This window comes from Bradyrhizobium sp. F1.4.3 (assembly GCF_040548375.1).
Taxonomy (GTDB): Bacteria; Pseudomonadota; Alphaproteobacteria; order Rhizobiales; family Xanthobacteraceae; genus Bradyrhizobium.
In genome coordinates this window covers 126,062-146,449 of sequence record NZ_JBEPRN010000012.1, presented here as the reverse complement: position 1 = coordinate 146,449, position 20,388 = coordinate 126,062, and the positions used below count along the sequence as shown (strand labels likewise).

The window sequence follows — 20,388 nt, the reverse complement described above, 5'->3', positions numbered from 1 at the left end:
CCGTCCGTTGCGACGGTCGCGGCGCAGGTGACTTGTGCGTTGCCAGGTATCATCGGGATTCATTGTGATGTCGAAGTTGTCGATCGTCTTCAAGATTCTGACCGTCTTGTCGGTCCTCGTGCTGTCTCTCGCCGGCGTCGGCGTGATGGCGATCACCACCATGCAGAACATCAATTCTCACACCGTCGAGATCGCGCAGAGCTGGCTGCCGGGTGTGCGTGCCCTCGGCTCGATCCGCGCAGACGTCAACGAGCTGCGCGTCGCGCTCCGTCTGCACCTGATGCAGGACACCGTCGAAGGCAAGGACGCTGCAGAGAAGCGTCTTGCCTCGCTGCGCGAGCGCATCGAGCGGACGCGCAAGGTCTACGAGCCCCTGATCACTTCGTCGGAAGAGCGCTCGATTTACGAGCAGTGGGTCAAGGCATGGGCCGAATACCTGAACGGCGTGCAGGATGTGATGGCGCTGTCGCGCAAAAGCCCTGGCCGCTTCCCGACCGATGCCAACGAGATGCTCCAGACCAAGGTCGCGAAGATGGCGCAAGCCGCCGATCCGCTGCTCTTGAAGGGTATCGACATCAACAACCGGGGTGCCGAAACGGAGACGAAGCAGGCCGCCGACAGCTACGCTTCCATCTTCCGCGTGCTCGTCGTGATCATCGTGGCTGCGGTCGTGATCGCGATCGGCGCCGCCTATTATCTCGTGCGCGACGTTTCTCGTGGTATTGCTTCAATCATCCGTCCGATGCAGGCGCTCGGCGAGGGCGACCTCTCGGCCGAGGTGCCGCATCGCGGCGAGAAGACCGAGATCGGCTCGATGGCGGATGCGCTCCAGATCTTCAAGGAGGCGCTGATCGCCAAGAGGGCCGCCGACGCGGCCGCTGCGGCCGATGCCGAAGCCAAGATCGAGCGCGGTCGCCGCGTCGATGCCATTACGCGCAAGTTCGAAGCCATGATCGGCGAAGTCGTCGGAACCGTCTCTTCGGCTTCGACCGAACTCGAGGCGTCCGCGAGCACGTTGACCAGCACCGCACAGCGCGGTCAGGAGCTTGCGACGGTGGTTGCCGCGGCGTCGGAGGAGGCCTCCACCAACGTCCAGGCGGTGGCGTCGGCTTCGGAAGAGCTGTCGTCCTCCATCACCGAGATCAGCCGCCGGGTGCAGGATTCGGCACGGATGGCTGCGGAAGCCGTCGAGCAGGCCGGGCGGACCAACGAGCGCGTCAACGCTTTGTCGCTGGCGGCATCCCGCATCGGCGACGTCGTCGAGCTCATCAACACGATCGCGGGGCAGACCAATTTGCTGGCGCTGAACGCGACCATCGAGGCGGCGCGTGCGGGCGAAGCCGGCCGCGGCTTCGCCGTCGTTGCCGCCGAGGTCAAGGCGCTGGCCGAGCAGACTGCGAAAGCCACCGGCGAGATCGGGGCGCAGGTCGCAGGCATCCAGGCCGCCACCGGTGAATCCGTCAGCGCGATCCAGGAGATCGGCGGCACCATCGAGAGGCTGTCCGAGGTGTCCGCCGCCATCGCTGCCGCCGTCGAAGAGCAGGGCGCGGCCACACAGGAGATCTCGCGCAACGTGCAGCAGGCCTCGGTCGGCACACAGGAGGTCTCGATGAACATCACCGACGTGCAGCGCGGCGCGATCGAGACCGGCTCGGCCTCGACCCAGGTGCTGTCGGCGGCGAAATCGCTCGCTAGCGACAGCACGCGGCTGAAGGTCGAGGTCGCGCAGTTCCTGGAATCGGTCCGCGCGGCCTGATCGTTACGCGCTTGTCTGCGGAGCCGGCGGCGGCACCTGCCGCCGGAACAGGATGCGCTGATAGAGCCAGCCGATCGCGACCAGCACGATGCCAAGGCACATGAACGACAGCGCGCGATAGATGCCGGTCAGCGTCGACATGTCGATGACGAAGGCTTTCAGGATCGTCAGCGCGATGACCACGGCCGATGCCAGCCGCGCGCGCTCGGAATTGACCAGGATGCCGATGCCGAGCAGCACCACACCGAAGGCGAGCCAGCCGATCGAATAGGTGTATTGCTCGGCGCCGGTTGTCTCGCCGCTGGAGAGGATCGGCCCGTGATAGAAGCGGCGGATCTCCAGCGTGACGAAAGCCAGCGCGAACAGGAGCGCGCCGCTCGCGATGGTGTTGGCATAGGCCTTGCCCCGCTCGCCTACCACCGCATAGGACAACAGCAGCATCAGCACCGCTGGCAGCGCATAGCCGAGCAGCAGCAGGTTGAACACGGCGCCGCCGACGTCGATGCGCCACAGCAGCGGGTTCTCCAGGATGAAGAGGCCGAACACGCTGATCAGCCCGGCGATCGCCGTCAGAACGACCGCGCCGACATTGTGCACGATGCTGCGGCTCCGCAGCCGCAGCCGTTCCAACCCGATCGCTATCGCCAGCATCACGCAGACCTGGAGCGCGCATTCGAGCAGCGACGGCGGCGAGGTCATGCGGCCGTCGGTCGCGAGATGGCGGATCTCCATGAAAGCGAGCAGCGCGGTGAACAGGATCGCGGCCGATTCCACCACGCGCAGCGGGGCGTCGTCGCCGCGGCGGCGCAGGAAGATGCTCGCCGTCCAGAATGACAGCGCCGGCAGGCCATAGCCCCACAGCAGCCAGTTGAAGATCGGCGTCGTGCCGATCGCGTCGCCGACGATGCGGGGATCATAGGCGATGCGCGCGGTGACGATCGCTGCGAAGATGGCGGCGAGCCGGCGCAGGACCGGGATCGGCCGCTGCATCGAGATCCAGGCGGTGCCGAGCGACATCAGCGCCAGCGCAATGGTGAGCCAGCCCTTCTCCAGGGCAAAGGTCAGCGCCAGTGCCAGCGCGCCGAGCGTGCCGGTGGCGAACAGCGCGGTGGAGATAGCAACCCCCGGGCGGGTCTCGCGCCGGGTGAGAGCTTCGGTCGCCGCCCCGAAGGCGGCCGCGAGCAGCACCGCGAGGATCGCGAACGGGATCGAGCGGTCGAGATGGGTGATGCGCGCGTAGAGCGCAACCAGGATTGCGACGGGCGTGGCGACCGCTGTCGCCGACCACACCACCGGGATGATCGCCGAGTTCGAACGGCCCTGCGCGAGGAACCCGGCGATGCCGAAGCCGGCCGCGAAGATCGCCGCCATCAGCAGATGCAGTGTCACAGCACTGTCTGTCGCGGCCGGTCCGATGCCGGGGATGGGCCCGCCCGGCAGCACCAGCATGTCGGGATTGGCGCGCACGGCCCATTCGGCGAAGACGATGAAGACGGTTACCGCGGCCGCCCCCAGTGCGCCGGTTGCCGCAGGGGCACGCCAGGCCATAACCAGCGTCGCCGCCACGAGAAGCGTGAAAGCGATCAGCGAGAGGTCAGTATGCGCGCTCGACAGCACGATCAGCATGGCGCCGAACACATAGGCGCCGAGCGCGTTCGACGACACCGGCTCGATCTGGCCATCTTCAATCGTGGGGCCGAACATGAAGCCACAGACGACGAGGAGAGCGGCGAGCACGAAACCTGCGATCACATGGAAGGCGTGCGGCGCGACCTGCAAGTCACCGATATCGAGACCCGGGAAGATCCAGAGCACGGCGAAGACGATCGTGGTCACCGCGAGCCAGCGCCACAGCCGGATCCGGGCGAGGCCGAAGCTCGCGGCGGTGACGACCGCGAGATAGACGTACAGCGCCCAGTAATCCGGCCTGCCACTGGAGACCAGGACCGGCGTCACGAAGGCGCCGACCACGCCGAGGCCGGCAAGCGCGGGACCGTGCAAGAGCGCTGCCGCAAGCGTGCCAAGTGCGACAAGGCCGAGCAGCACGAAGGCGGTGGCGGGCACGAGGAAACCGTAGAGCGCGTAGGCAGCATAGATGGTCGCAAACGCCACCGCCGTTCCTGCCGCGGTGAGGATCGCGGGGATGTTGGCGATCGGCAGCGCCTGGATGGTGGAAATGCTCTCCTTGCGCCGCGTCCATTCGCCGGCACCAAGCAGCGCCAGCGCGAACACGCCGCCGAGGAACACGCGCACGCCGGGGCCGATGAGGCCAGCCTCGATCGAATAGCGCACCATGAAGAAGCCGCCGAGCGCGAGCGCAAGGCCGCCGATCCACACCACCCAGCGGGTGCCGAGCCGCTCTTCGAAACCGGGCTCTGCGGCCGGCACTGGTGGCGGCACGACGTTATCTGTGCTCGTCTCGATCGGCGGCGGCGCCGGCTCGGCTTCGGGTACAAGCGGAGGCGGCTCTGCCGTGGTCGCTAGAGGCGCCTGCTCCTGCATCGGCATCAGCGGCGGCGGCTGGATCTGTCGTTGTGCGTGCAGCGCAGCTTCCAGCGAACTCAGCCGACGGCGCAGATCGGTCGCCTGGTTGGACGCCTTCAGCGCGATCAGGAACGCGGCGATCGCAAGCATCACCGCAAAGACGTCGAACGGGGCGTCGAACATAAGGCCTCCAGGCAATCGGCGTGCAGGGGCCGATCGCGCAAATCTTAACCTAACGCCGGGAGCGTACGCGCAAGCCGGGTGCGGGCCGTTCCTGGAGCACGTCGCGGCGGAAGCGATAGAGCGCCGCTGGCCGTCCACCCGTCTGTGTCGACATCACCCCGGTCGGTTCGACCAGGGCTCCCGTTTCGACCAGGCGGCGGAAATTCTGCTTGTGCAGGTGCCGGCCGGAGATCGCCTCCACCGTATACTGCAATTCGGTGAGTGTGAATTCCGCCGGCAAAAGTTCAAAGACGACAGGACGATACTTCAGTTTTGCGCGCAGCCGCGCGATCGCGGTCGCAAGGATCCGCCGGTGGTCGAATCGCATCGAGGTGCCGAGTGCGGGAAGCGTCTTGCGTGCTAATGCCGCAGGGCGGCCATCGCGCCGCGCTTCCTCGACCAGCCCGGCCTCGTAGAGCAATTCGTACCGGTCGAGCACGCGCTCCTCGTCCCAGGCAGCACCCTCGAGGCCGAAATAGAAGCGTACGCGATCCCTGCGCGGCAGCGCACGCGTCGTCTCCGGCGTTTCCTCCTCGGCCCACCTCGTCAACTCCGGGATGATGTCGCGGGCGATGATGGCGGACGGCTCCTCGCGCCAGTCCTCCCAGGGAAAGAAGCGATACCAGGGCTCGAAGCTCGCCGCGTTTGCGGATGCCGCGCCGTCGACGGCGCGTGTCAGCGCGAGATATCCGATCGACACCATATGTGCACCGGTATCGCCGGCTTCCGCATGCCGGCCGCGATCGCCGAAGGTGTAGAGCTGCTCGACATAGCCGAGCCGCAAGCCCGCCTGCGCCTCGACCCAGGCGCGTAGGCCGATCTCGAAGGTGCGATGGCTCGGCGCATCGAACGGACCGAACGGCAGGCCGGCAAGCCCGTCGCCGCCGCGTGCGGTGAGGACCAGCGGCTCATGGTCCTCGATCGCGACGATCGCCGCGGTCAGGCCGATCTCGATCGGCGTCAGTCTGTCGCTCATGCGGGGATGATCGCAGGCGTTGTGAAAAAGATATGCCGGTTGATTGAGTCAGCCTCTCCGCGGGCTCGCTGCGACCTCTCCCGCGTGCGGGAGAGGTCGGCGCGTAGCGCCCGGTGAGGGCTCTCTCCACACCGGGAGTGCCCCGATGCGGAAGCACCCCAACCCTCCCCCGCAAGCGGGAGAGGGAGCGCACCTATGCTGTGGCGCGCAACTGTCATTCGAGTTCGATCACGAAGGGGCGGCCCTCGACCATCATCGCGCCCGGGCCCATCTCGTCGAGCGCGCGCAGCATGCGGCCGTTGCGCCCCAGCGCGCGGTCGGCAAGGCCGACGATGCGCCGGTTCGGCGAGGCGATCGGCGAGGCGGCGCGGATTTTCTTGGCGATCTCGACCTCGTCGCGATTTGGATTGAGTGCGCAGACGGCGGCAAACGCACTCGCGGTGGAGCGGCTGATGCCGGCATAGCAATGCACCACCAGCGGCGCGTTGCGGTCCCAGCCGCGCACGAAATTCAACACCTGGTCGACATGCGCTTCCGAGGGCGCGACGAAACCGTCCATCTCCTCGGTGATATCGTCCATCGACACCTTGAGATGGTTGGCCGGCAGCACTGAGACCGGCCGCGCCACCTGCTCGACATTGGCCATCACGGTCAGCACATGGCTGGCCCTGGTGATGCGAACGGTTTCGGGAAGTGCGGCGAGGGAGCAAACGTGGATCATGGGGGGACCTTTTTGTTGATTATAGCCGCGGCTGTAGGGTGGGCAAAGTGAAGCTCGCGGCCTTTATTCATTCACCGCGTCGTCCCGGACAAGCGCAGCGAGGATCCGGGACCCATAACCACAGGGAGTGGTTTGGCGAAGACTCGTGGTTGCCAGTTTCGCACCGCAACCTCTCCCAGTGGCTATGGGTCCCGGCCTTCGCCGGGACGACGGTGGAGCAAGGGGCACCACCAACCCGCAACAACGCTCTACGCAAACACCGCGTTGAACCGCTCCAAAAACTGCTTCTCGGCCCGCGCCGCCGTCCATGGCGTGAGATAGTCGCGCCGGACGCTGTCGGAGAGGCCGGGATCGCGGCCGAACAGGCGTTTGGCCTCGGCGTCGCTGAAGCCGGCGAGCTCGGTCGCCTCCAGATAGGCCGCGCCGCGATCGGCGGCCTTGATGGCCTGCGTGATTTCGTCGGCCAGCACCGGCGGCAGGCCGAAGCGAATGTGGATGGCGCCGAGCAGGCGCTTCTCGACCGCCTTGTAGTGGCCGTCGAGCACGGCCTTGAACGGCGAGATCATGTCGCCAATCACATATTCGGGTGCATCGTGCAGCAGCGCTGCGAGCCGCACGCGCTGATCGACGCGCGGCGTCTCGTGCCGCATCACGGTCTCCACCAGCAGCGTGTGCTGTGCGACCGAGAAGATGTGCGCGCCAATGGTCTGCCCGTTCCAGCGCGCCACGCGCGCCAGCCCATGCGCGATGTCGGCGATCTCGACATCGAGCGGAGAAGGATCGAGCAGGTCGAGCCGCCGGCCCGACAGCATGCGCTGCCAGGCACGGGACTGGACGTCACGTGCGGCGGCCTTCTTCGCGGTCATTTGGCTTTGAGGCGCGGCTTGCGCTGCGTCTTGCCGCAGCCCGCGTGGCAATGGCAGTCGACGAGATGGTCGTTGACCATGCCGGTCGCCTGCATGAAGGCGTAGACGATGGTCGGGCCGACGAATTTGAAGCCGCGCGAGGACAGCTCCTTGGAGATCTGCACGGATAGCGGCGTCGAGGCCGGCACGCTTGCGGTGGTCTTGAAATGGTTGACCAGGGGCCGGCCGCCCATGAAATCCCACAACAGCTTCGAGAAGCCCGGGCCCTTCTCCATGATCTCCAGATAGGATTTTGCGCTCAGGATGGTGCCGTCGATCTTGGCGCGGTTGCGCACGATGCCGACGTCGTTCATCAGCGCATGGACCTTCTTGGCGTTGTAGCGCGCGATCTTCTCCGGCTGGAAGTCGTCGAAGGCTTTGCGGAAATTTTCGCGCTTGCGCAAAATCGTGATCCAGGACAGGCCGGCCTGGAAGCCGTCGAGGATCAGCTTCTCATAGAGCGCGCGGTCGTCATATTCCGGCACGCCCCATTCGGTGTCGTGATAGGCGACATAGAGCGGATCTTCGCCCGGCCAGGGGCAGCGCGTCAGGCCGTCGGCATGCAGGCGCGGGGCGCGGCTCATGCGACGGGCTGCTTCGTTGGAATGCGGACGACCTCCGGCTCGGCGAGGCGCAACACGATGCCTCCGGCGGTGAGCGGCTGGCCGGCGTCGAGCGCGTCGGCGACGCGGTCGATGCGCACCAGCGCGATGGCCTTGCCGTCGGCGGTCGAGCCGATGGTGCCGACCGGCTTGTCGCCGGCGAGAATGGTGGCGCCGGTCTCGGGCGAGGGCCCGTCGAGCAGCACCTTGACGCTGCGGGTGCGCGCAGTGCCGCGATGCTGCATGCGCGAGACGACCTCCTGGCCGACATAGCAGCCCTTGTCGAAATCGACGCCGGAGAGACGATCCATGTTGGTCTCGTGCGGGAACGCATCGCTGTACATGAAATCGAGCCCGCCGCGCGGCACGCCGAGCGCGATGCGGTGCGCCTCATACTCGGCCGCATCGACGAGCTCGGCGCCGATCAGATCGGACAGCTTCTGCTTGAGATCTTCGGGAATCAGGATGCGGTGGCCGAGCCCTTCGTTACGCGGGTCGGCAAAGGCGAGATCCGGCTGGGCTGCAAGCGGGCCGCCCCAGGCTGCGAGCACGCCGAGATTATCGGAGAGGTTTTCCACCGTTACCTTGGCGCGCAGCTTGTAGAATTTCAGCTTGGTGGCGAGGCCCTCGGCCAGCGCCTTCGGGCAGTCGATCAGGAACCCGCCGCCATGGCCGGCGGGCACCTCCGTGATCAGGAAATCGACGACGATCTTGCCTTGCGGCGTCAGCAGCGCACCGAATCGCCCCAGGCCCGGCTTGAGCCTGTCGACGTCGGTGGTGATGAGGCCGTTGAGGAAGTTGCGCGCATCCTCGCCCGCGACCTTGACCACGCCCCGGTCGAGAAGAAACGCTGATTTCATGCGAAAATCTCTTGCGACATGTTGCTCCGGAACGTAAGCCCGCAACGCATAAACGACAAGACCTCGAGCCCCGCGCTTGGGGATGAGAGAGGCCTTTAGCCATGACCCAGCGTTTCGACGTCATCCTCAAGGGCGGCACCGTGGTCAACCAGGACGGCGAGGGTGTTCGCGATATCGGCATCACCAACGGCCGGATCGCCGAGCTGGGCCCGCTGTCGCAAGGTTCTGCCGCTGAGATGGTCGACTGCAAAGGCCTGCACATCCTGCCGGGCGTGATGGACACGCAGGTGCATTTCCGCGAGCCCGGGCTGGAGCAGAAGGAAGACCTCGAGACCGGCTCGCGCAGCGCCGTGATGGGTGGCGTCACCGCCGTGTTCGAGATGCCGAACACGTCGCCGCTCACGGTGACGGAAGCCACCTTCACCGACAAGGTGAAGCGCGCCCATCACCGCATGCATTGCGATTTCGCCTTCTTCATCGGCGGCACCCGCGAGAATGTCCAGGACCTGCCGGTGCTCGAACGCGCGCCGGGCTGCGCCGGCGTAAAAGTTTTCATCGGCTCCTCGACCGGCGCCCTGCTGGTGGAGGACGACGAAAGCCTGCGGCGAATTTTCCAGGTAATCCGCCGCCGCGCCGCGTTCCATGCCGAGGACGAGTATCGCCTCAACGACCGCAAATCGCTGCGCATCGAAGGCGATCCGCGCTCGCATCCGGTCTGGCGCGACGAGACCGCGGCGCTGATGGCGACGCAGCGGCTGGTGAAGCTCGCGCATGAGACCGGCAAGCGCATTCACGTGCTGCACATCTCGACCAAGGAAGAGATCGAGTTCTTGCGCGACCACAAGGACGTCGCCTCCTGCGAGGCGACCCCGCATCATCTGACGCTGGCGGCGCCCGAATGCTACGAGCGGCTCGGTACGCTTGCGCAGATGAACCCGCCGGTGCGCGGGGCCGATCATCGCGCCGGCATCTGGCGCGGCATCGAGCAGGGCATCATCGACGTGCTCGGCTCCGACCACGCTCCGCATACGCTCGAAGAAAAGCAGAAGACCTACCCCGCCTCGCCCTCCGGCATGACCGGCGTGCAGACGCTGGTGCCGCTCATGCTCGATCACGTCAATGCCGGCCGCCTGTCGCTGGCAAGGTTCGTCGATCTCACCAGCGCCGGCCCCGCGCGCCTCTACAACATGGCCTGCAAGGGCCGCATCGCGGCGGGCTACGACGCCGACTTCACCATCGTCGACCTCAAACGCAGCGAAACCATCACCAACAAATGGGTCGCCTCCAAGGCCGGCTGGACGCCTTACGACGGCGTGCGCGTTACGGGGTGGCCCGTCGGCACCTTCATCCGCGGCCGCCGCGTGATGTGGCAGGGCGAGTTGGTGACGGCGTCGCAAGGCGAGCCGGTGCGGTTTCTGGAGACGCTGAAGGCGTAGGGCGTCTCGTTCTCCGCTCTCGCCACAACCTCGCCGTCGTCCCGGCGAAGGCCGGGACCCATAACCACAGGGAGAAGTTTGGCGAAGACCAGTAGTTGCTAGTCCTACCCTCGGTACGAATACCTACATTCACCGATAGGTCACGCGGTATGGCTCCCGGCCTTCGCCGGGACGACATTGAGGAAGCATGGGAGAGCATTCGATGACCCAACCGGCACCCCTCATCACCACCGAGCAACTCGCTGCGATCCTCGGCGATCCCAGCCTCCGCCTCTACGACTGCACGACCTATAATGAGCCGGTGCCGCCGGGCAGCGATGTGCCTTATCGCGCCGTGCCCGGCGACAAGACGTTCGAGGACGGCCACATTCCGGGCGCCGATTTCCTCGACCTGCAAGGCGAGTTCTCCGACACCTCCGCGCAGCACTTCTTCATGATGCCTGGTATCGCGCAGTTAGAGGCCGCCTTCGGCCGCCACGGCCTCGATGCGACCAGGACCGTCGTGCTCTACAGCATCGGCACGATGATGTGGGCGACGCGGTTCTGGTGGATGCTGCGTTCGCTCGGCGTCGATGCGCAGGTGCTCGACGGCGGGTTCGACAAATGGAAGGCCGAGGGGCGGCCAGTCGAGACGGGTGTATCGAAGGGCTATCCGGCCACGACCTTCAAGGCCACACCGCGCGCGGGCTTCTTCGTTGACAAGAATACTGTGAAGGCTCGGATCGGCGATCCCTCGACGGCAATCGTCAACGCGCTCGGGCCGCAGTTTCATCGCGGCCTCGAGCCGAGCCGCTACGGCCGGCCCGGCCGTGTTCCCGGCAGCGTCAACGTTCCCGCCGCAACGCTGACGAATCCCGACAAGACGCTGACGACGCTTGCGGATGCCGAAGCCAAATTCGCTGCGGCAGGCGTCACGCGCGACAAGAATGTGATTTGCTATTGCGGCGGCGGCATCTCGGCGACGATTGATTTGTTGCTGCTGACGCAGCTCGGCTACGACAAGCTGATGCTGTACGATGCCTCGATGGGCGAGTGGGCGAGGGATCCGGCGCTGCCGATCGAGACCGACTAAGGCGCGCATTCCCGACCCTGCCGGGAACATCTCCCGGTCATCGCGAGACTAATGCTTGTCAGCAGGGAGCAGCTTCCGTGCGATAAGCGCGGCAGACTTCGCGAATTTATTCGCCAAGTCATTCATCCGTAAACTGGCCCCGCCCGCGTGGCGGGGTCATTTTCGAAAACTGCTTATTGCCGGGAGATGTCGACCGAGAATTCGCCGTTGCGGATGCGGGCGGGAAAACCCTCGACGAATTTCGCCACCGCGTCTTCGCCATAGGTGCCGACGAGCTCGGCGAGCGCCGCGAACAGGCTCGCCTGCGCCAGGCAATCGCCGTCAACGCCGTCATGGCGCGCCTCGGCCCAGGCTTCGTTGAGATAGCTCAGCGCGGCCTGTTTCTGCTCGTGATCGGGCAGCGGCGCGCGGGCGGGGGCGTAGGACACTGGATGGCTCATGAAACTCGACAGGGCTGGGGCGCGATCCACGGCGATGCGCTGCACGAGAGGTGTAGCACGCGTATTAACGCTCGCTAGGCCACATCTTTAGGAACGGTTAATGGCGGTGGACAAAGACGATGTCGGGGTTCCAGGCACTGTCATTCCGGGGCGCGACGAAGTCGCGAACCCGGAATCCATCGTGCCACCAACTCTGCGGCTTGATGGATTCCGGGTTCGCGCTGCGCGCGCCCCGGAATGACGAAGAAAATTAGTTCGCGTAACGCGCAGTCAGATCGCGCGAGATCTTCGAGCCTTCCTCGATGTAGCGGCGGATCGCGACGGTCGCGGCTGGCGTGCAGCTCCGGTAGGTCTGCTGGAAGCCGTTATAGCCGCGGTTGAAACCGGCGATCATGCGGGTGCGGCGCTCGCCCGAGGGGGTCTCGGCATCGATCAGCGCCTGCATCTCGCTGCGCCATTTGTTGCCCTCGTTGGACCCGCAGATGCCGCGCAGATAGTGCAGGCCGCCGAGGATCTCGGCCAGCCGCTGGAGATCGCCGTCAAACGGCGCCGCCACGTCCTGGGCCCGGGCGGGCACGGAAACGCAGGCGAGAACCAGGGCAAAAATGGCCAGAAATCGCGTAGACATCGGCGGGGTGTATGCCCCCTCGGGGCTGGAGAAGCAAGGCGAGCCGCGCGGGCGGTGCGCTCCCTCCCCACTTGCGGGGGAGGGTCGGGGAGAGGGTGCTTCCGCTGGCGAGAGAACCCCCTAGAGGAGAAAGCCCTCACCCGCGCCTTCGGCGCGACCTCTCCCGCAGGCGGGAGAGGTGCAGCGGGGCGCGCGGTTGGATCTAGGGTCCGATCAGCCTGTGCGCGGACTGGATGACCTCCTCCAGCCCCCCGGTCAGCTTGAGGTCGCCGAGGCTCGCCAGGGTGTCAGGGGCGATCCAGCGGTAATCGTCGAGCTCGTCGTTGAGAGCCGGTTCCCCGGCCGCCCAGCGGGCGGCAAAGGAAATGATCAGGTAATGGCCGGCGCCGGCCGTGGCCGGCAGCACCTCGCGCCAGCCGGCGAGGCCAACGATCTCGATTCTGAGCCCGGTCTCCTCGTCGACCTCGCGCGCCAGCGCCTGGTGTAGCGATTCACCGAACTCGACCCGGCCGCCTGGTAGCGAATAGAAGCCCTTGGCGGGCGAGCGGGCGCGGCGGACCAGCAGCACCTCGCCGTCGCGAAAGATCGCGGCTGAGACTGCGAGCTGGGGATGGGTGGGCTGGACGACCGGGGCCATATCTCTTCAACTACCCGGGCTCAATTCGCCATGATGGTGTCGACGTCGGCTTCTGCGCCGCCATTGATGATGCCGCCGCAGGCCGCGATCAGCGGCTTGACCCAGAGAGTTGCCTGCTCGGCGAGGCGCACTCGGGTCGTGTCCTTCTCGACGTCACGCATGGCCCAGCCGACCGCTGATAGAATCGAGGTCATGGTGTCGGTGAGGTGGTCGAACTGCGTGCGCACATTGGGATCGGCCTTCTCATAGGCTTCGATGGCAAGATCGCGCGCCTTGAAATTCGACGCGGTGAAATGTTCGGCATAGGACAGCGGTGACCATGTCAAGAAATCTTCCGCGCATTCCGGCATGTCCGGGACCATTTCCAGGAGCATCACGGCTTCATTAAAATGGTTGAGATAGTCAGTGGCAAGCCCGGTCCGCGGATTGATGTTGGCCACGCGCAGCCGATCGGCCCAGGCCGCGGCCTCGGGGCCCGTCTGTGCTTGCGTCCGCGCGGGTTGGGAGGCCGTTGAGCTCATCTGCCGCAGTGTTAGCGTTCGGGGTTAAAAGGACCTGAACGGACCCTAAATAGGCCCTCAAGGATGTGTGGACGCTTCGTCATAACTTCGGCCCCCGCGGCTTTGCGGCAACTGTTCGGCTATATCGAGCAACCGAATTTCCCGCCCCGGTACAATGTGGCCCCGACGCAACCGATTCCGGTCGTGCTGGTCGAGAACGGCGCCCGCCACTTCCGCCTGATGCGCTGGGGCCTGCTGCCGAGCTGGGTCAAGGACCCCCGGGGCTTCACGTTGCTGATCAACGCACGTTCGGAGACGCTGCTGGAAAAGCCCGCCTTCAAGAACGCGATTCGCCGGCGTCGCGGCCTGATTCCCGCCGACGGCTATTACGAATGGAAGGCGATGGACGGCCGCAAGCAGCCGTTCTTCATCCATCGCGCCGATGGCGCGCCGCTCGGCTTTGCCGCGGTGTTCGAGACCTGGGCCGGACCGAACGGCGAGGAGCTCGACACGGTCGCGATCGTCACGGCGGCGGCCGGCGAGGATCTCGCCGGGCTGCATGACCGCGTGCCCGTCACCATCAGCCCGCGCGATTTCGAGCGCTGGCTCGATAGTCGCGGCGATGAGATCGACGCCGTGATGCCGCTGATGACGGCTCCGCGCATCGGCGAATTCGCCTGGCACCCGGTCTCCACCCGCGTCAATCGCGTCGCTAATGACGACGAGCAATTGCTGCTGCCGATCAGTGCCGAAGAGATGGAGGCGGAGATGGTGAAGCCGAAGAAGGTCGTGCGGAAAGCCGCGGCCGGGTCGGCTGATGACGGGCAGGGATCGTTATTCTAAGCAAGCTGGTGCCATTCACTTCGCCGTCGTCCCGGATCTGCGCTGACGTTTGTCCGGGACGACAGCTGAGTTTTTGGCTGCTGCTCTACACAATCTCCCTTGCCCTTAACGCCGCAATCTCCGCCGCGTCAAAACCCAACTCACCCAGCACCGTGTCCGTATCCGCACCAAGCTCCGGCGCCATCCGATCCAGCCTGCCGCCACCATGCGCGAGCTTGAATCCGCTGCCGGCGAAGCGCAGGCGGCCGTAGGGTGTGTCCAGCTCCTGAATGGCGCCGCGTGCCGCGATCTGCGGATGATCGATGACCTCCTCGATCTTCCAGATGCTGGCGCAGGGCGCGCCGGCGTCTTCCAGAATCGTCTCCCATTCGCGCGCCGGCTTTGCTGCGAGCGCTTCCTCGATGATGGCGCGCAACGCGGGCTCGTTCTCGTTGCGCGAGAACCAGTCGGCAAAGCGCGGATCGGACAGCGTATCCTCGCGGCCGAGGGCAGACATCAGCGCACGGTATTGCTTCTCGTTGTTGACGGCGAGCAGGATGTGGCCGTCGCCGCATTTGAACAAATTCGCGGTGGTCCTGCGGCTCACCGCCTGGTTGCCCGACAATTGCTGGCGATGGCCGGCGACCGACCAGTCCGCGATCTGCCCCGACAGAAACGCCATCGTCGCCTCCAGCATGGAGACGTCGACGAACTGGCCCTGGCCGGTGCGGTCGCGCTGATACAGCGCGCTCGACACGCCGAACGCGGCGGTCGCGCCTGACAGCACATCGCACACCGCAAAGCCTGCGCGGGTCGGGCCGGTCTCGGGATGGCCTGATATCGCCATGATGCCGGACAGCGCCTGCATCTTGCCGTCATAGCCGGGCCGCAGGCGGTCCGGGCCGGTCTGGCCGAAGCCGGACACCGCGCAATAGATCAGCTTTGGATTGAGCGCCGAGAGTGCCTCATAGCCAATGCCGAGCTTGTCCATCACGCCGGGGCGGAAGTTTTCCATCACGACGTCGACCTGCGCGGCGAGCTTCTTCACGATGGCGATGGCATCGGGCTTTTGCAGGTCGAGCGTCAGGCTGCGCTTGTTGCCGTTGATGGCCTGGAACGCCGGCGCAAGCCCGCGCTCGGCCCATTCGCGCGACAGCGGCGTGCGGCGCATGTCCTCGCCCTCGCGCCGCTCGACCTTGATGATGTCGGCGCCGAGCAGGGCGAGCTGGTAGCTCGCATAGGGGCCGGCCAGCACTTGCGTGAAATCCAGGATCTTCACGCCCTCGAACGGTCGCATCACGTCGCTCTCCCTTTTTGACTATCGTTGTCGGAGGACGTCAGGCAGCGCGGTTGCCGCGCGCGATCTCCTTCTGCTTGTCGAATTCGGCGCGGCGGCGCGCGAGTTCTTCCGGCGAAAGCTGCGCGACATTGTTGTAATCGAGCTTCCAGGAAGCATCCTCGCTCCAGCGCAGCGGCGACTGCATCGTGGTCTGCGGCCCGCTCGCAGTCTCCAGCAGTTTTAGCGCGAGCTCCAGCGTCTGCGTCTGCGAGGCGACGTCATGCGGCTTGCCGGCGGAATTTCCGAGCGGGAAATCCGAGAACAGAAAGCGCGGCACGGCGGCGTGCTCGATGATGTCCTTGGCGCAACCCATCACCACGGTCGGAATGCCGTTGGCCTCCAGATGCCGCGCCACCAGCGCCGTGGTCTGGTGACAGACCGGGCAGTTCGGCACCAGCACGGCGACATCGACCGCATCGGCGAGGCAGCGCGCCAGAATCTCCGGCGCGTCGGTGTCGAGGGTGACGCGATGGCTGCGGTTGGTCGGCGCGCCGAAGAAGCGAGGGGCGACTTCGCCAATCCGTCCCGCGGCCCGCGCCTTCAGGAGTTGCGGCAGCGGAAACCAGGTACCGTTGTCGGTGGCCGACGTGTGCTTGCGGTCGTAGCCGATGTGCGAGATGCGCAGATCGTGCTGCTTGGAGGTGTCGCCGTCATAGACCTGGTAAAACTTCGCGCCGCCATTATACGCTGCGCCGGGCCCTTGGTCGCCTTTGGCCGGATCGTAAGGTGCTGCCGTCGTGATGATGGTGACCCGCGACTGCGAAAGCGGCTTCTTCAGCGGCTGGAACGGCGCCTCGGTGTAATGCGCCCAGCGATAGGCTGTGGTGTAGCCGATCGCCGTGTAATAATCGCGCGTGCGCTGCATATAGGGGACGGGGGCATCGTAGTCGGGTGCAAAGCCGAATTCGTCGTCGCGCGGAGCGGACATGGGGCGCGTCTCCTAGGGTTCTTGTTGAGGCCAGACTAGAGATAGTCGGCGGGGAGCTCAACAGCGGGTAGGGCAGCGCAGGCCAGAATTGCAGTTGCGGATGATGCCGCACGGGCACTGTTTCCCCTCTCCCCTTCCACAAGGGGAGAAGGGAAGGCAGCTCGCGAGTTATCTAAAGATATGCAGCGCCGCATATTGCAGCAGCATGATCGCCTTGGCGTCGATGATGCGTCCGTCCGCGATCATCGCCAGCGCCTCGTCGATACCGAGCTCCAGCACCTCGATGTCCTCGCCTTCGTGCTCGAGGCCCCCGCCGGCGCTGACGCGCATCTCCGGCTCGTACTCGGCGACGAAGAAATGCAGCTTTTCGGTGATGGCGCCGGGACTCATGAACGCCTCGAACACCTTGTGGACGTGGTGCAGGCGATAGCCGGTCTCCTCCTCGGCCTCGGCGCGGATGCGCACCTCGGGTGAGGCATCGTCCAGCACGCCGGCGGCCGCCTCAATCAGAAGATCGTCGTAGCCGCGGATATAGGCCGGCAGACGGAACTGGCGCACCAGGATCACCGTGCGCCGTGCGCGATTGTAGGGCAGCACGGCGGCGGCGTTGTCGCGCTCGTAGGTTTCCCGGTGCTGCGTCTGCCACTCGCCATTGGCGCGCCGGTATTCGAGCGTGGTGTTCTTCAGGATTGTCCAGTTGTCCGAGAGCACGCGGACGTCCTTGATGCGGACGCGATCGGAAATGGTCATTGCTGTCTTCCGGGATCGCGGCCGTCGAGCCACTTTTGGAACATCACCGAGGTGGATTCCTCGAAGCCGAGCGAGGCGTAGAACGCATTGGCCTGCGCGTTTTCGCGGCGGACCAGGAGCTGGAGCTTTGCGATGCCGGCCCCGCGCAACCAGTCCTCGGCCGCGGCCATGATCACCCGGCCATAGCCGCGCTTGCGGCTATCGGGATCGACGGCGACGTAATAGACCCAGCCGCGATGGCCGTCATGGCCGACCATGACAGTCGCGGCGATTGCGCCACTATTGCGGCCGACCAGGATCGTCGAATTGTCGCGCCGCCGCGCCAGCGTGATGTCGGCATGCGGATCGTTCCAGGGGCGCGTCAGGCCGCAGCGCTGCCACAGCGCGACGACCGGCTCGATATCGGCATCTTTGATCGCATCGATCGCGAGGGCGGAGGACGCGGATTCGTTCACAGCACTTTCCCCGGATTCATGATGCCAAGCGGATCGAGCATTGCCTTGATCGCGCGCATCAGCTCGATCGCGGTCTTGTCCTTCACATCAGGCAGTTCGTCGCGCTTGAGCACGCCGATGCCGTGCTCGGCCGAGATCGAGCCGCCCATGCGCAGCACGATCGCGAACACCACGGCGTTCATTTCGTGCCAGCGCGCCAGATAATCCGCGCTGTTGGCGCCGATGGGCTGGCTGACATTGTAGTGCAGATTGCCGTCGCCGAGATGGCCGAACGGCACCGGCCGCGCGCCGGGGATCAGTTTTACCACGGCGGCATTGGCCTCCGCGATGAAGGCGGGCACGGCGGCCACCGGCACGGAGATGTCGTGCTTGATCGAGCCGCCCTCCGGCTTCTGCGCCGACGACATCTCGTCGCGCAGCTTCCAGAAACCGGCGCGCTGGGTCAGGTTGGCCGCAATCACGGCGTCGTCGACGATCTCCTCCTCCATGGCGCGGGTCAGGATCGCCTCTAGCGGCGCGCGGGCATCCTCGCCCGGTGAGGACAATTCCATCAGCACGTACCAGGGATGCTTCGCCTGGAGCGGATCGCGCACGTCGATGCCGTGGCGGATCGAAAAATCCACCGCCATCTCCGACAGCAGCTCGAAGCTCGTCAGCGCGTTCGCGGCTTCGCCCTGTGCAATCGTGAGCAGCTTCAGAGCCGCCTCAGGCGACTTCAGCCCGACGAACGCGGTCTCGATCGCCCGCGGCTTCGGGAAAAGTCTCAGCGTCGCCGCCGTGATGATGCCGAGCGTGCCCTCCGCGCCGATGAAGAGGTTGTGCAGATTGTAGCCGGTGTTGTCCTTCTTCAGCTTCGACAGCACGTTGAGCACGCGCCCGTCGGCGAGCACAACTTCGAGCCCCAGCGCCATCTCGCGCGCGACGCCATAGGCGAGCGCGGCGGTGCCGCCGGCATTGGTCGAGAGATTGCCGCCGATGGTGCAGCTGCCCTCCGCGCCGAGCGACAGCGGAAACAGCCGGTCCACTTCAGCGGCCTTCTGCTGCGCGATCTGCAGCACCACGCCGGCCTCGCAGGTCATGGTGTTGGAGGCGACGTCGACCTCGCGGATCTTGTCCAGACGGCGCAGCGATACCACCACCTCGCCATTGTGCGGCGTCTGCCCGCCGACGAGCCCGGTATTGCCGCCCTGCGGCACCAGCGCGATTTTGTGCGCGGAGGCGAGCTTGCAGATCGCGGCGACTTCCGCCGTTGAGCCCGGGCGCAGCACCAGCGGCGAGCGGCCGTGGAACAGATTGCGCTCCTCGGTGACGTAGGCCTCGATGTCGGCCGCGTCTGTGATCGCGTGCCTGTCGCCGACGATCTTGCGGAATTGTTCAATCAGCTCGGGCGCAAGCGGAGGAGTTGCTGATTTATTGATGTTCATGCCTTCTTCTCTCATTCCGCTTCTTATCGCGCCACCGCGGCCCGGCGCAGCCGATCGTTGATCGCCTCGCCCAGACCCTCTTCGGGGATCGTCATCACCGCGATCGCCCGCGGTCCCTTCGCATCGAGAGCGCGAAGATAACCGAACAGATTGGCGGCGGCCTCATCGAGATCAGCCGCGGGCGACAAATTCATGACAGTCACCTCAGCGTCAAGGCTGGGCAGTTGCACGGGGCCGAACGCCAGCAGCGCCTCGCCCGGCGCGACGTCGCGCGCATTGAGCCGCACATTGGCCCGCGGCGCGTAATGCGAGGCCAGCATGCCCGGCGCCAGCGGCTGGCTGTCGTCGCTCTCGGCGTCTGCGGGCGGCCGCGCCAGCGGTGCGCCAAGCACCGCCTCGATTTTCTCGCGCGAAAGTCCGCCCGGACGCAGCATCATTGGCGCCTCGAAGCAGCCGAGAATCGTCGATTCGACGCCGACCGCGACCGGCCCGCCGTCGACGATCAGGTCGATCCGCCCCGAAAGGTCGCTCTCGACATGGGCGGCCAGCGTCGGCGAGACATGGCCGGAGATGTTTGCGGACGGCGCCACCACCGCCCCGCCAAAGGCGCGCAGAATCGCCTGCGCCACCGGATGGGCGGGAATGCGGATCGCGACCGTATCGAGGCCAGCGGTGGCGAGATCGGCCACCGGGCAGCCCTCCGTCTTCGGCACCACCAGCGTCAGCGGCCCCGGCCAGAATGCCTCCGCCAGGCTCAGGGCGCGCGCGTCGAACCGGCCGATGGCCTGCGCGCCCGCGAGGTCGGCGACATGGGCGATCAGCGGATTGAAGGCCGGCCGGCCCTTGGCGGCGTAGAGATGGGCGATTGCGGTCGCATTGGCGGCGTCCGCCCCGAGGCCATAGACGGTCTCGGTCGGGAACGCGACGAGGCCGCCCGAGGCCAACGTCCGGGCGGCGGCCCCTGCGGTCGCCCCGCCGGCCGGCAAAATCAGCGTTTCAAGACCCGTTTTCACTGGGACGAAATTCCTCAAATCGGCCGCTTGCGGTGCGCCAAGCCCGACGCTATAAGCCGGCCTCTTGTCGGAGTGTGGCTCAGCCCGGTAGAGCACTGCGTTCGGGACGCAGGGGTCGCAGGTTCGAATCCTGCCACTCCGACCATTCTTTCAAATACTTATACTTTCGATGATTTTTGCGCGCAACGAAATGCGCAACGAAATGGCTCGATCGGAGCAATGTGGTGGCTGTAGAGCTCGATTCTGCATACGAGCGTTGGAGTAAGGCCGTGCACGCGCTTGTCACAGCCAACGATCGGTTTCTGCAGATTTCGCCGAGGGATCCTGAGAAGTCCGGGGCTTGGGCGAAGGTGCGGGCCGCTCAATCTGAGCTCGACGCTGCAGCGAACGAAATCGATCCCAAGTTCCCCGCGCGGGA

Annotated in this window: 20 protein-coding genes and 1 tRNA gene; 5 read left to right on the top strand and 16 right to left on the bottom strand. The window is 65.8% G+C overall.

Annotated elements, in window-relative coordinates:
- The first annotated feature begins 67 nt into the window (after positions 1–67).
- Positions 68–1,756 carry a methyl-accepting chemotaxis protein gene (locus ABIB73_RS26565; protein ID WP_354228726.1) on the top strand — a complete coding sequence of 563 codons (1,689 nt, stop codon included), beginning with the start codon at positions 68–70 and terminating at the stop codon, positions 1,754–1,756.
- 3 nt (positions 1,757–1,759) lie between these two features.
- Here the strand turns inward: ABIB73_RS26565 and ABIB73_RS26560 are convergent, their stop codons facing one another.
- From ABIB73_RS26560 to ygfZ, 6 genes are all read right to left on the bottom strand, one after another.
- Positions 1,760–4,423, bottom strand: coding sequence for a DUF2339 domain-containing protein (locus tag ABIB73_RS26560; RefSeq protein WP_354228724.1), 2,664 nt, complete (start codon positions 4,421–4,423; stop codon positions 1,760–1,762).
- 49 nt (positions 4,424–4,472) lie between these two features.
- Complete coding sequence (locus ABIB73_RS26555; RefSeq protein ID WP_354228722.1) at positions 4,473–5,438, bottom strand: NUDIX hydrolase; 966 nt, start codon at positions 5,436–5,438, stop codon at positions 4,473–4,475.
- A gap of 214 nt (positions 5,439–5,652) precedes the next feature.
- On the bottom strand, positions 5,653–6,159 hold the full coding sequence (locus ABIB73_RS26550) for a tyrosine phosphatase family protein (RefSeq protein WP_354228720.1): 507 nt from the start codon (positions 6,157–6,159) through the stop codon (positions 5,653–5,655).
- Positions 6,160–6,407: 248 nt separating this feature from the next.
- Complete coding sequence (locus ABIB73_RS26545) at positions 6,408–7,025, bottom strand: YfbR-like 5'-deoxynucleotidase (RefSeq protein WP_354228718.1); 618 nt, start codon at positions 7,023–7,025, stop codon at positions 6,408–6,410.
- Positions 7,022–7,648 carry a DNA-3-methyladenine glycosylase I gene (locus ABIB73_RS26540; RefSeq protein WP_354228716.1) on the bottom strand — a complete coding sequence of 209 codons (627 nt, stop codon included), beginning with the start codon at positions 7,646–7,648 and terminating at the stop codon, positions 7,022–7,024. Before ABIB73_RS26540 ends, ABIB73_RS26545 begins: the two co-directional genes overlap by 4 nt.
- Positions 7,645–8,526, bottom strand: coding sequence for a CAF17-like 4Fe-4S cluster assembly/insertion protein YgfZ (gene ygfZ, locus ABIB73_RS26535; RefSeq protein WP_354228714.1), 882 nt, complete (start codon positions 8,524–8,526; stop codon positions 7,645–7,647). The genes ABIB73_RS26540 and ygfZ overlap by 4 nt, the downstream gene beginning before the upstream one ends.
- A 101-nt stretch (positions 8,527–8,627) precedes the next feature.
- On the opposite strand from ygfZ, the gene ABIB73_RS26530 reads away from it, so the two are divergent.
- Together ABIB73_RS26530 and ABIB73_RS26525 are read left to right on the top strand one after the other, a co-directional pair.
- Complete coding sequence (locus ABIB73_RS26530; RefSeq protein ID WP_354228712.1) at positions 8,628–9,962, top strand: dihydroorotase; 1,335 nt, start codon at positions 8,628–8,630, stop codon at positions 9,960–9,962.
- 202 nt (positions 9,963–10,164) lie between these two features.
- On the top strand, positions 10,165–11,034 hold the full coding sequence (locus ABIB73_RS26525) for a sulfurtransferase (RefSeq protein ID WP_354228710.1): 870 nt from the start codon (positions 10,165–10,167) through the stop codon (positions 11,032–11,034).
- A 173-nt stretch (positions 11,035–11,207) separates the two neighbouring features.
- Here the strand turns inward: ABIB73_RS26525 and ABIB73_RS26520 are convergent, their stop codons facing one another.
- The 4 genes from ABIB73_RS26520 to ABIB73_RS26505 all read right to left on the bottom strand — a co-directional run bounded on the left by ABIB73_RS26520 (position 11,208) and on the right by ABIB73_RS26505 (position 13,260).
- A complete protein-coding gene (locus tag ABIB73_RS26520; protein WP_045005124.1) occupies positions 11,208–11,474 on the bottom strand; it encodes a hypothetical protein in 267 nt (88 codons plus the stop codon).
- Between the two features lie 250 nt (positions 11,475–11,724).
- The gene (locus ABIB73_RS26515; protein WP_354228708.1) at positions 11,725–12,102 is read right to left on the bottom strand and encodes a TIGR02301 family protein; all 378 of its coding nucleotides are present in this window, start codon (positions 12,100–12,102) and stop codon (positions 11,725–11,727) included.
- Positions 12,103–12,304: 202 nt separating this feature from the next.
- On the bottom strand, positions 12,305–12,739 hold the full coding sequence (locus ABIB73_RS26510; protein ID WP_354228706.1) for an NUDIX hydrolase: 435 nt from the start codon (positions 12,737–12,739) through the stop codon (positions 12,305–12,307).
- A 20-nt stretch (positions 12,740–12,759) separates the two neighbouring features.
- Positions 12,760–13,260, bottom strand: a complete 501-nt coding sequence (locus ABIB73_RS26505; protein WP_354228705.1) for a hypothetical protein — start codon at positions 13,258–13,260, stop codon at positions 12,760–12,762.
- Between the two features lie 63 nt (positions 13,261–13,323).
- Here ABIB73_RS26505 and ABIB73_RS26500 point away from each other — a divergent pair, with 63 nt between their 5' ends.
- Positions 13,324–14,082, top strand: a complete 759-nt coding sequence (locus tag ABIB73_RS26500; protein WP_354228703.1) for an SOS response-associated peptidase — start codon at positions 13,324–13,326, stop codon at positions 14,080–14,082.
- Between the two features lie 85 nt (positions 14,083–14,167).
- Here ABIB73_RS26500 and ABIB73_RS26495 read toward each other — a convergent pair whose 3' ends face one another.
- The 6 genes from ABIB73_RS26495 to ABIB73_RS26470 all read right to left on the bottom strand — a co-directional run bounded on the left by ABIB73_RS26495 (position 14,168) and on the right by ABIB73_RS26470 (position 19,970).
- Complete coding sequence (locus ABIB73_RS26495; RefSeq protein ID WP_354228701.1) at positions 14,168–15,361, bottom strand: CaiB/BaiF CoA transferase family protein; 1,194 nt, start codon at positions 15,359–15,361, stop codon at positions 14,168–14,170.
- Between the two features lie 37 nt (positions 15,362–15,398).
- A complete protein-coding gene (locus tag ABIB73_RS26490) occupies positions 15,399–16,328 on the bottom strand; it encodes a glycine reductase (RefSeq protein WP_354228699.1) in 930 nt (309 codons plus the stop codon).
- A 168-nt stretch (positions 16,329–16,496) separates the two neighbouring features.
- Positions 16,497–17,078 (bottom strand): NUDIX hydrolase, encoded by a 582-nt coding sequence (locus ABIB73_RS26485; protein WP_354228698.1) that lies wholly within the window; start codon positions 17,076–17,078, stop codon positions 16,497–16,499.
- Positions 17,075–17,533 carry a GNAT family acetyltransferase gene (locus ABIB73_RS26480; RefSeq protein ID WP_354228696.1) on the bottom strand — a complete coding sequence of 153 codons (459 nt, stop codon included), beginning with the start codon at positions 17,531–17,533 and terminating at the stop codon, positions 17,075–17,077. Before ABIB73_RS26480 ends, ABIB73_RS26485 begins: the two co-directional genes overlap by 4 nt.
- Complete coding sequence (locus ABIB73_RS26475; RefSeq protein WP_354228694.1) at positions 17,530–18,957, bottom strand: FAD-binding oxidoreductase; 1,428 nt, start codon at positions 18,955–18,957, stop codon at positions 17,530–17,532. The genes ABIB73_RS26480 and ABIB73_RS26475 overlap by 4 nt, the downstream gene beginning before the upstream one ends.
- Before the next feature lie 23 nt (positions 18,958–18,980).
- The gene (locus tag ABIB73_RS26470) at positions 18,981–19,970 is read right to left on the bottom strand and encodes an L-threonylcarbamoyladenylate synthase (RefSeq protein ID WP_354228692.1); all 990 of its coding nucleotides are present in this window, start codon (positions 19,968–19,970) and stop codon (positions 18,981–18,983) included.
- Positions 19,971–20,038: 68 nt separating this feature from the next.
- On the opposite strand from ABIB73_RS26470, the gene ABIB73_RS26465 reads away from it, so the two are divergent.
- Positions 20,039–20,115: transfer RNA gene (locus tag ABIB73_RS26465), tRNA-Pro, on the top strand.
- Positions 20,116–20,388: the final 273 nt, after the last annotated feature.

What these genes read in the sequence shown, in the direction of transcription:
- ABIB73_RS26475 (WP_354228694.1), bottom strand. Translation starts at nt 18,957, where the DNA reads ATGAACATCAATAAATCAGCAACTCCTCCGCTTGCGCCCGAGCTGATT.
- ygfZ (WP_354228714.1), bottom strand. Translation starts at nt 8,526, where the DNA reads ATGAAATCAGCGTTTCTTCTCGACCGGGGCGTGGTCAAGGTCGCGGGC.
- ABIB73_RS26510 (WP_354228706.1), bottom strand. Translation starts at nt 12,739, where the DNA reads ATGGCCCCGGTCGTCCAGCCCACCCATCCCCAGCTCGCAGTCTCAGCC.
- ABIB73_RS26555 (WP_354228722.1), bottom strand. Translation starts at nt 5,438, where the DNA reads ATGAGCGACAGACTGACGCCGATCGAGATCGGCCTGACCGCGGCGATC.
- ABIB73_RS26550 (WP_354228720.1), bottom strand. Translation starts at nt 6,159, where the DNA reads ATGATCCACGTTTGCTCCCTCGCCGCACTTCCCGAAACCGTTCGCATC.
- ABIB73_RS26485 (WP_354228698.1), bottom strand. Translation starts at nt 17,078, where the DNA reads ATGACCATTTCCGATCGCGTCCGCATCAAGGACGTCCGCGTGCTCTCG.
- ABIB73_RS26515 (WP_354228708.1), bottom strand. Translation starts at nt 12,102, where the DNA reads ATGTCTACGCGATTTCTGGCCATTTTTGCCCTGGTTCTCGCCTGCGTT.
- ABIB73_RS26560 (WP_354228724.1), bottom strand. Translation starts at nt 4,423, where the DNA reads ATGTTCGACGCCCCGTTCGACGTCTTTGCGGTGATGCTTGCGATCGCC.
- ABIB73_RS26490 (WP_354228699.1), bottom strand. Translation starts at nt 16,328, where the DNA reads ATGTCCGCTCCGCGCGACGACGAATTCGGCTTTGCACCCGACTACGAT.
- ABIB73_RS26525 (WP_354228710.1), top strand. Translation starts at nt 10,165, where the DNA reads ATGACCCAACCGGCACCCCTCATCACCACCGAGCAACTCGCTGCGATC.
- ABIB73_RS26520 (WP_045005124.1), bottom strand. Translation starts at nt 11,474, where the DNA reads ATGAGCCATCCAGTGTCCTACGCCCCCGCCCGCGCGCCGCTGCCCGAT.
- ABIB73_RS26505 (WP_354228705.1), bottom strand. Translation starts at nt 13,260, where the DNA reads ATGAGCTCAACGGCCTCCCAACCCGCGCGGACGCAAGCACAGACGGGC.
- ABIB73_RS26540 (WP_354228716.1), bottom strand. Translation starts at nt 7,648, where the DNA reads ATGAGCCGCGCCCCGCGCCTGCATGCCGACGGCCTGACGCGCTGCCCC.
- ABIB73_RS26530 (WP_354228712.1), top strand. Translation starts at nt 8,628, where the DNA reads ATGACCCAGCGTTTCGACGTCATCCTCAAGGGCGGCACCGTGGTCAAC.
- ABIB73_RS26500 (WP_354228703.1), top strand. Translation starts at nt 13,324, where the DNA reads ATGTGTGGACGCTTCGTCATAACTTCGGCCCCCGCGGCTTTGCGGCAA.
- ABIB73_RS26565 (WP_354228726.1), top strand. Translation starts at nt 68, where the DNA reads ATGTCGAAGTTGTCGATCGTCTTCAAGATTCTGACCGTCTTGTCGGTC.
- ABIB73_RS26545 (WP_354228718.1), bottom strand. Translation starts at nt 7,025, where the DNA reads ATGACCGCGAAGAAGGCCGCCGCACGTGACGTCCAGTCCCGTGCCTGG.